Annotated in this window: 7 protein-coding genes; 4 read left to right on the plus strand and 3 right to left on the minus strand. The window is 55.2% G+C overall.

The genetic code is table 11. The features are described 5' to 3' along the window. The first annotated feature begins 93 nt into the window (after window positions 1–93). Window positions 94–1,452, plus strand: coding sequence for a phosphoglucosamine mutase (gene glmM / locus HMPREF2958_RS07725; RefSeq protein ID WP_070697574.1), 1,359 nt, complete (start codon window positions 94–96; stop codon window positions 1,450–1,452). 210 nt (window positions 1,453–1,662) lie between these two features. On the opposite strand, the gene mscL is transcribed toward glmM, so the two are convergent. The 3 genes from mscL to coaA all read right to left on the minus strand — a co-directional run bounded on the left by mscL (window position 1,663) and on the right by coaA (window position 4,238). Further along, window positions 1,663–2,031 (minus strand): large conductance mechanosensitive channel protein MscL, encoded by a 369-nt coding sequence (gene mscL, locus HMPREF2958_RS07730; RefSeq protein ID WP_004005247.1) that lies wholly within the window; start codon window positions 2,029–2,031, stop codon window positions 1,663–1,665. A gap of 202 nt (window positions 2,032–2,233) precedes the next feature. Further along, window positions 2,234–3,223, minus strand: coding sequence for a M15 family metallopeptidase (locus HMPREF2958_RS10760; RefSeq protein WP_083313727.1), 990 nt, complete (start codon window positions 3,221–3,223; stop codon window positions 2,234–2,236). A gap of 58 nt (window positions 3,224–3,281) precedes the next feature. Beyond that, window positions 3,282–4,238, minus strand: a complete 957-nt coding sequence (gene coaA, locus HMPREF2958_RS07745; RefSeq protein WP_070697576.1) for a type I pantothenate kinase — start codon at window positions 4,236–4,238, stop codon at window positions 3,282–3,284. A gap of 185 nt (window positions 4,239–4,423) precedes the next feature. Here coaA and glmS point away from each other — a divergent pair, with 185 nt between their 5' ends. The 3 genes from glmS to HMPREF2958_RS07760 all read left to right on the plus strand — a co-directional run bounded on the left by glmS (window position 4,424) and on the right by HMPREF2958_RS07760 (window position 8,584). Then, complete coding sequence (gene glmS / locus HMPREF2958_RS07750) at window positions 4,424–6,307, plus strand: glutamine--fructose-6-phosphate transaminase (isomerizing) (RefSeq protein ID WP_004005244.1); 1,884 nt, start codon at window positions 4,424–4,426, stop codon at window positions 6,305–6,307. A 200-nt stretch (window positions 6,308–6,507) separates the two neighbouring features. After that, the gene (locus tag HMPREF2958_RS07755) at window positions 6,508–6,942 is read left to right on the plus strand and encodes a holo-ACP synthase (RefSeq protein WP_004005243.1); all 435 of its coding nucleotides are present in this window, start codon (window positions 6,508–6,510) and stop codon (window positions 6,940–6,942) included. Window positions 6,943–6,982: 40 nt separating this feature from the next. Beyond that, window positions 6,983–8,584: a bifunctional ADP-dependent NAD(P)H-hydrate dehydratase/NAD(P)H-hydrate epimerase gene (locus HMPREF2958_RS07760; protein ID WP_070697577.1), complete on the plus strand. Its 1,602-nt coding sequence runs from the start codon at window positions 6,983–6,985 to the stop codon at window positions 8,582–8,584. The last annotated feature ends 54 nt before the right edge of the window (window positions 8,585–8,638 follow it).

The raw sequence follows: 8,638 nt of genomic DNA on the forward strand, positions 1-8,638 counted from the left end.
TTTGGTTGGTTTATTCAATAAACCTGCTAAGAAAATAACTAAGAACCGCCCCTGCCTACCAAAGCGGGGGCGGTTCCGGCGTAAGATAGTAAGGTGACTGAACGACTTTTTGGAACTGATGGCGTGCGCGGCCTCGCGAATGAGATTATCACTCCGGCACTCGCTCTTGAGCTCGCGCAGGCAGCCGCCCTTGTACTTGGACACGAGCAGGTCGCCGAAGGCACCCGCCCCCGCGCCGTAATCGCTAACGATTCACGCGCATCCGCAGATTTTATTGTCTCTGCCATGAAAGCCGGGTTTACCAGCGCTGGTGTGGATGTGTTGGACGCGGGAATTGTCCCTACTCCGGCCGCCGCCTACTTAGTGGCTTACACGGATGCAGACTTTGGTGTGATGATCTCAGCATCGCATAACCCCGCCGCCGATAACGGTATTAAATTCTTGGCGCGTGGTGGACAAAAGCTTGAAGACGCCACCGAAGATGCCATTGAGCGAGTGTACCGGGAAAAGAACTTTAGGTACCCTACTGGGGGTGAGGTCGGCTCTATCTGCGCCCTAGAGAACGGTACCGAGGCATACGTGAAGCACCTAGTTTCCACGCTAGAAGACGAGAAGCCCCTTACGGGTCTTAAGATTGTGCTGGACTGTGCAAATGGTGCGGCTTATGCAGCCTCTCCTGCGGCCTTCACCCGGCTAGGGGCCGAGGTTATAGCGCTTGCTGCTGAACCGAACGGCACCAATATCAACGATGGCGTAGGTTCTACGCATCCGCAGTCCCTTCAAGCTGCCGTCGTTGAACACGGCGCAACCTTGGGGATTGCACACGATGGTGACTCTGACCGATGTCAGGCAGTTGATGAGCAGGGGAACCTGGTAGACGGCGATCAGATTATGGCTATTCTTGCCTTGGCGGCGCATCGTGCTGGGCACCTGAGCCAGAACACTCTGGTGGCAACCGTGATGAGCAGCCTAGGGCTTGAACTCTATCTGCGTGAGCATGGTATTTCGCTGGTGCGCACCGCCGTGGGAGATCGTTATGTACTTGAAGAGATGCGTGAGCACGGGTATAACCTAGGCGGTGAGCAGTCCGGGCATGTGATTATGAGTGACTATGCGACCACGGGCGACGGAGTGCTCACCGGGATTCAGCTTGCTGCTGAGGTGGCGCGCAGCGGGGAGAAACTTTCTGTGCTGGCCTCACGGATGCAGCCCACCCCGCAGCGTTTGATTAACGTGAAGGGCGTAGATCGTGCCGGCGTTTCAACCAATGCTGCGCTGAATGCTGCTGTGGCCGATGCTGAGAAGGGGCTGGGGGAGAGCGGGCGTGTTCTTCTGCGTGCTTCTGGAACCGAACCGCTGGTACGCGTTATGGTTGAGGCCGCTACGCAGGAGCAGGCCGATTCTGTTGCTCAGCATCTTGCGGATGTGGTGGCGAAAGAACTGGCTCTCTAGTCTTACAGGCTTTCTAGAAAATTGTGATGCGTATCGTTGGCGAAATATTTCTATCTCGCCGACGATACGCATTTTGTTTATAGCGCAGGTTCAGCTCATATCGGCAGATTTATTCGAGCTGAAAAATACCGTGGGGCGCATCCAAATTCGGATGCGCCCCACGGCTTTTGTTGAATGACTAGTTATGTTTGAATCGGAGTGATCCGTAGATTACTTCTTAGCGAGGGAATCGCGGATTTCCTTGAGAAGGGTAAGCTCGGTTTCTTCTTCCTCTTCTTCACCCTTGTTGCGGGTAGCCCTTTCATTGAGCTTCTGAACCGGAAGAACCACGGCGAAGTACACAGCAGCCGCAATGAGCAGGAAGTTTACGACAGCGGTCAGGAAGACACCGATCTTAATCTGACCGATGACGAGGAAAGAATCAAAGTTCGGAGACTGGACGAGCATGGAAATTGCGGGCATGAGCACCGACTGAACCAGCGCAGTCACAACTGCGGTGAACGCAGTACCCATGATGATACCGACTGCAAGGTCGATAACGTTGCCACGAATCAAGAAATCTTTAAAACCTTTAAGCATGTACCTAGGGTATCGTGTTTCCCAGCAAATTTTCAGGAAAAACCAACAAAAACCGTTCTAAATAAAGTGATTTTCTTCACTAGTACATCATATATCAATCTTTAAAGGTTGATTTTAGATATTTGTTTCTGTGGGTTAGAACCCCGTCTAAAGACTAGTTAGGGGGTAAGCCATTGATAAACCCATAAGGGCTGGCTGAACCCTACCCAAGATAATCTGGTGCCGCACCGGTGCCAAAAAACTCCTCCAAAGTCTTTGCTCCGGATGCTCGATACTCCTGAGTCAGACCAACACCTAAATAACGATAATGCCAGGGTTCAAAGATATAGCCCGTCACATGCTGCTGGTTCTTTGGGAAACGCAGGATAAACCCGAAGTCGGGGGCGTTTTTCGCCAACCATTGACCCGCACGAGTATCTTGATAGCATTCTTGCAGCAGGCATCCTTCGGGGGAACCAAAATCGATAGCCAGTCCGGTCTGATGTTCCGAATATCCGGGCCGTGCAGAAAGTGTATCTGCGGTCTTCTGCCCATTAACCTGAACCCAATGCTGGTAGGTCTGTTTCTGCGCCGCGAAGGAACGATAAGCGCTGCTGACCGTGAGGGTTACCCCATCCCGTGCTGCCGCATCCATCATAGACTGTGCCGCCGCAGCCGCCTCAGCACGTAACTGCTGTCCATAAAACGGCACCAAATCCTGCGGGGCCCAATCTTGCGGTGAGAATGGGCGAGTTTTATTGACGATGCACCGTAACGATTCCGGATGCGACTCGACCGATGTGTGCTCAGCAGGTTTTTTGCTCTCGGGCGCGGAAGGTTCTTCTGTAGTGCCGCCTTCTGGTTGCGACTTCTGGTCTTTGGGTTGTGAAGATTCTGAGGCCGTGGCCTCTGGGGTAGCTTTTTCAGACGGTTTTGTCTCTGGGACTTTCTTGCTTGCCGTTGGGGATGCGCTGGGCTTCATTGTAGGGGTTGATGGGGCGGGACTCTGCGTAACCTTCGGGGTGGCGGTAGGTGAAGATGACGCACTTGTCGCAGAAGCCGTGCCTGTCGCGCTTGGTGTAGTGGAAGCAGTAGCTGATGTATTCCCGCTAGCCTGAGGTTCCTGAGAGCCGCATGCAGACAAGACCCAAGACCCAGATGCCGCAGAGGCTGCCGTCAGCAGCGCTCGGCGTGAAAAAACTGATGTACCCATCGGGATCCCTCCTTGGGAAACTGGTCTTTATTCTGACAAATATGTCAACGGCAATGCGCTAATTTTTGCGCAAGAGAACCTGTGCCACCTTATGGTCGGAACCTTTCTGCAAGATCAGGTGCGCGCGAGCGCGAGTAGGAAGAACGTTCTGTACGAGGTTAGGCTCGTTGACGGTTTTCCAGATACCGGTGGCAAGCTCAATCGCTTGGTCATCGCTTAACTCAGCATAGCGCTTAAAGTAAGAATCCGGGTTCGTGAACGCGGAGGAACGTAGGGTGAGGAACCGGTTAACGTACCATCGTTGAATATCTTCGGTATTCGCATCGACGTAGATGGAGAAATCGAAAAAGTCACTGAGTGTCAGGTCTGAGGTTTCGGGACCTTCGGCACCGGCGGGAGCGAGTACGTTAAGTCCCTCAAGAATTAGCACGTCAGGGGTCGTGACCTCAATCTGTTCATCGGGAAGAATGTCATAGTACAGATGCGAGTATTTGGGGGCTCTGACCACGGGGACTCCCGATTTTATATCGGAGACGAATTGCAGTAGTGCCCGCCTGTCGTATGATTCGGGAAAGCCTTTGCGGTGCATAATGCCGCGGCGTTGTAACTCAGCATTTGGGTACAGAAAGCCGTCGGTGGTGACGAGCTGAACCTTTGGGGTTGAGGGCCAGCGCCTCAGGAGTGCCTGAAGCAGGCGTGCCGTCGTTGATTTGCCGACTGCTACGGACCCGGCTACACCGATAATAAAGGGAACTCGCCGGTGGGATGCCTGAAGGAAGTCATTCGTCATGTGGTTGAGTGAGGATGCCGCGTTGACGTACAGATTCAAAAGTCGGGAGATCGGCAAATAGATCTGGCGCACCTCATCGAAGTCTACCGGTTCTCCTAAGCCGCGGAGCGCTTCGAGTTCCTCTTCGCTGAGGGGTACCGAAATTTCGGTCGCTAGCCGCGACCATCGTGAGCGTTCCAGCTCGACAAAACGCGAGCTGACGGCAGAAAAATTTGAGGAGCTCATTCCCCTAAGTGTACGAATTTTGCGCGTCAGATGCGAACAAGGCGTGGCATCCTTTAGGTTAAGAATGCACAAAGGCTGGGGCTATACCTTGAAAGAAATGCCTTTTGACTAGGGGTTATTCTGCCCACAGGTGTAAAGGGCGTCGGGTTAGCTGCCCTGGGGCGTGAATAAGATAAACTTGAGCTATGTGTGGAATTGTAGGATATGTAGGTCTGGACGCAGCTCCGGACGGTAATAAATTCGACCACGATGCATACAAAGTGGTCATTGAAGGTCTGCGCCGCCAGGAGTACCGCGGCTATGACTCGGCCGGTGTTGCGCTCGTATGCCCTGACGGCATCGAATTCCGCAAGAAGGCGGGCAAACTTATCAACCTAGAACATGAGGTCGAGGACGCGCCGCTCACCGAATCACAGATTGGTATTGGCCATACCCGTTGGGCTACCCACGGTGGCCCCACCGATAATAACGCGCATCCGCACGTGGTCGATCACGGTCGTCTAGCGGTTGTGCACAACGGTATTATTGAGAACTTCGCCGAGCTACGCGCCGAACTGCTTGCCGAAGGGGTGGAGTTTCAGTCTCAGACCGATACCGAGGTAGCTGCGGCACTTATCGCAAGTATCTATAACAAACTGGGTACTAAAGACCTGACCGAGGCTGTGCGTGAAGCATCAAACCGTATGGAAGGTGCTTTCACGATTCTTGCGGTTCACGCAGACCACCCCGACCGTGTGGTGGCAACCCGCCGCAACTCTCCGCTGGTGATTGGACTGGGAGAGAACGAGAATTTCTTAGGATCCGACGTTTCGGCGTTTATCGACCACACCAAAGAAGCCGTAGAGATGGGGCAGGACCAGATTGTCACCATCACCGGTACTGACTATTCCATTATTGATTTTGCGGGCAACCCCGCCGAAGGTAAGCCCTTCCACATCGAATGGGATGCCGCAGCGGCGGAAAAGGGCGGCTACAACTCGTTCATGGAGAAGGAAATCCACGAGCAGCCCACCGCCGTTGAGCAGACCCTCATGGGACGCATGGATGAAAAAGGTAACCTCGTTCTGGACGAGCTCAATATCGATGATTCCGTGCTGCGCTCGATCGATAAGATCATCGTGGTGGCCTGCGGTACCGCAGCGTACGCGGGTCAGGTTGCGCGCTACGCTATCGAGCACTGGTGCCGTATCCCCACCGAGGTCGAGCTTGCCCATGAGTTCCGATACCGCGACCCCATCGTGAACGAGAAGACCCTGATTGTGGCTCTTTCGCAGTCCGGTGAGACCATGGATACCCTCATGGCGGTGCGTCACGCCCGCGAGCAGGGCGCTAAGGTCATATCCATCTGCAACACCCACGGTTCAACCCTGCCGCGTGAATCCGATGCGGCGCTGTACACCCACGCCGGTCCCGAGATCGCGGTCGCATCGACCAAGGCGTTTCTGGCGCAGATTACTGCAGCATATCTGCTGGGTCTGTATCTTGCGCAGCTTCGCGGCAACAAGTACAAGGATGAAATCTCTGCCATCCTCGGTGAGCTGCAGAAGATGCCCGCTAAGATCCAGAAGGTTATCGACAACGATACCCTTGTGAAAGAACTTGGCGCCGAGATGAAAGATACCTCTTCGGTGATCTTCCTAGGCCGCCACGTTGGGTTCCCTGTTGCCCTTGAAGGCGCGCTTAAACTCAAAGAGATCAGCTACATCCACGCCGAAGGTTTTGCCGCTGGCGAGCTGAAACACGGTCCTATCGCCCTGATCGAAGAGGGCCAGCCCGTTATCATCATTGTGCCCTCCGCACACGGGCGTGAATCTTTGCACGGCAAGGTTGTTTCCAATATTCAGGAGGTGCGCGCTCGCGGCGCCTTCACCATTGTTATTGCCGAAGAGGGCGATGAGGCTGTCAAGGAGTATGCGGATCGTCTGATCACCGTTCCTGCCGCGCCTTCTCTGCTGCAGCCTTTGCTTGCCACCGTGCCGCTGCAGATTTTCGCGTGTGCACTTGCTGAGGCGAAAGGACTGGACGTTGACCAGCCCCGTAACCTCGCCAAGTCGGTGACCGTGGAGTAATCCTCATCCCGCATATGCGTTCGCGTGGGCGGTGTCGTTACCCTTCAGGGGACGGCACCGCCCACACCTCGTTAACCCGCACCACAGTGCGAGACCGAGGAAGTTTCATGATGCGTTAACATTGTTCGCCGTGCTGTCTTCCCTGCATCAACCTCGCTAAACTTAAAACAAAACTCGCATTTTGGCAGGAAAGGCGAAAAATGATTATCGGAATCGGCGTAGATACCGTCAACATTGAGCGCTTTGAACGAATCGTCACCGAAACACCCGCTTTTGTGCGCAGGGTATTCACACCGAATGAGCGCACTCGTAATATCCGTTCTCAAGCCGTACGTTTTGCCGCCAAAGAAGCGGTCGCCAAAGTCTTAGGGGCACCCGATGGGCTCAACTGGCAAGATTGCGAAGTCGCCAGCAGCGAGAGTGGGCAGCCATACCTGATTCTTACGGGAACGATCGCCGAACGTGCCCGTACCCTCGGCATCAATCGTCTGCACCTGAGCCTAACCCATGATGAACCCGTAGCCGTTGCCATCGCCACGGCGGAATATCTGAGCGCTACAGAGCTTGCCCATCTGAAAAGGTTCGATCCTGAAAGCTACAGTATGACGGTTCTCGCCGAAGACCCCACCGACTAGCCCCTGCCGCATCGACGCGAGCATTTGATCAGGAGGAGTTATGAAGCTCGTCTACACGGGTACACAAATTCGCAACGCTGAACGTCCTTACCTTGAGGCACCGGACTACGACGGGTATTTGATGCAGCGCGCGGCGGATGCGCTCGCCGCCGAAGCTCACGATATGCTCGCTGATGCGGGGCAGCACAGCCAGTACACGCGCATCCTCTTATTGGTTGGGCCGGGGAATAACGGTGCGGATACAGTGTATGCAGGCACCCGGCTGCATCAGCAGGGGTACCGCATTGAGGCCGTTCTCTTCGACCCAACCGGTAATAACCTGGAGCTGCTCGCCCGCGAAAGCGGTGAAGGAACCCGCGTGCTTGACACCGCCCAAAGTCTGCGCGATATTGCCTCCTACTCCCTGATTATCGATGGTATTTTGGGAACCGGCGCGAAGGGAGCAGCACGTGGGGAAGCGGGGGAGTACCTGGCTAAACTCCGTGCCGTGCAGATGGACGGTAAATTACCCCCAGTGCTCGCTTGTGATGCCCCGACCGGGCTCGATAGTGAACGCGGCACCCTGCACGAACCCTCACTCGCGGCTGCGCGAACGGTCACGTTTATTGGGCGTAAACTACCGGCAGGAACCCATATTGCGGAGCACTGCGGAACTATTAAACTCTACGATTTAGGGGTTCCCGAAGCTCTCAAGGGGTATAAGCCGATGCTGCGCGTTATGGAACGTGAGGACTATCGGGATCTGCTCGAAAAGCCTTCGGTATTCTCACATAAGTACAATCGCGGTGTGCTTGGTATGCTCACGGGAAGTCGCGATTATCCCGGTGCTGCCCTGATGAGTGTGCGTGCTGCCCTCAATACCGGGGTGGGGATGGTGCGTTTCAATGGGAAAGACGATACCCTGCGCACTCTCATGCTTGGGCAAAACCCGGAAACGGTGTGTTTCACAGGACCCCCCGCCCACGAGCATGTGCACGCCTGGGCTGGCGGCAGCGGCACCGGTCCCGAAACTCTGGACCATAACAGGTACCTGCTCAATGCCCCTGAACCCGCAATTCTGGATGCTGGTGCGGTAGACCTTGCCGCAGACTATATGATGGCGGGGCACAGCCTAGGCGAACATAAAATTCTGACTCCGCATGCGGGAGAATTGGAACGTTTTCTGCGGCGCATTCATGAGCATTCGCCGCAGCGTTGGGAAGAAATGCTTGACGGCGCTCTCGTGCCCAGCCGGGAAGATATTAACGCCGAGCCGTTCCGGTGGGTTCGTGCCGCATGCGAGCTCAGCGGTGCAACTGTGATGCTTAAGGGCTCGACGACGCTTATCGCCGCCCCCGTGGGTGCCACCTATAGCGTGCACGGGGCTACCGGGTGGCTTGCTACCGCCGGAAGCGGCGATACCCTCACCGGTATTCTGGGTGCTCTCTTGGCACAATATATGGCGGCTGCGCAGGAACGTCATGAGCAGGTCGAGGGATGCACGTATGCAAGTCTTGCGGCACTGGCGGTTTACCTGCATAATCGTGCAGCGCTGGCATCGTTGGAGGGACGCAAAGGGCCGGTTCCTCCCAGCCGAGTGGCCGCGTATTTACCGCAGGCGATTGCGGGACTTCTTGATGAGAAAGCCGTTCTCGACGATTAAAACCTGAACGAGACACATAGTATGGTGGGGCGTGACATGATGTCACGCCCCACC

The organism is Rothia sp. HMSC036D11 (genome assembly GCF_001814205.1).
In the GTDB taxonomy this organism is placed as follows: Bacteria; Actinomycetota; Actinomycetes; order Actinomycetales; family Micrococcaceae; genus Rothia; species Rothia dentocariosa.